This window comes from Vibrio sp. 1978, assembly GCF_033344345.1.
Map to the genome: position 1 here is coordinate 1 of NZ_JAWPOP010000376.1, position 757 is coordinate 757.

The 757-nt window shown below is 46.6% G+C and carries 1 protein-coding gene; it reads right to left on the reverse strand.

The genetic code is table 11. The features are described 5' to 3' along the window. The coding region (locus tag R8N49_RS26710; protein WP_318190396.1) for a response regulator transcription factor at positions 1–749 on the reverse strand (749 nt) is incomplete at its 3' end. Between the last annotated feature and the right edge of the window lie 8 nt (positions 750–757).

Here is a 757-nt window from a genome sequence, read left to right on the forward strand (position 1 = left end):
AGCTTAGTTTCACCAACATAAACAAACATCCTTCCTGCAAAGTCTTTGTTTACTTTAATGATTTTAGACACTTGCACCACGCTTGAGCGATGCACTTGCCAAAACTGCTCTGGGTTTAGCTGCCCAATCAACTCTTTGAGCGATGTGCGGATCAAATATTCTTGCACTTCCCCCTGCCCTTGCTGCGCATACACCGAAACGTATTTTTCTTCCGCTTTGAAATACAGCACATCAGACGTCGCGATGAGATGAATATCGTCACCTTGCGTGGCTTTAATCCACTGTAAGTATTGCGGTGTTTGAGGCGCAGACAACTGTTGCAGTTGTTCCAACAAACTATTCATCTGAACATGGCTGTTGTCGCTTCCTCGTTGGTTGAGTCGAGCTTTGACTCGTTCACAGGTCGTTTGCAAACGAGCATCGGAAATGGGTTTGAGCAGGTAATCTGCCGCGTTTTGCTCAAACGCTTTAATGGCATAGTCATCATAAGCAGTAACAAACACGATCAAAGGCGGGTTGGCCAAACGATTGAGTTTTTGCGCCAAACTCATGCCATCTAACACGGGCATACGAATATCGAGAAAGGCAATATCAGGTTGGCTTTGCTCAATGGCGAGCAAGGCTTGTTCGCCATCAGCTACCTTGGCAACGATGTCCAACTCCGGCCACACTTCCGCGAGGCTTTTGTCGAGATGATGCCGCAATAACGGCTCATCATCGGCGATAATGGCAGTAAACCCTATATTCATTTCACTGT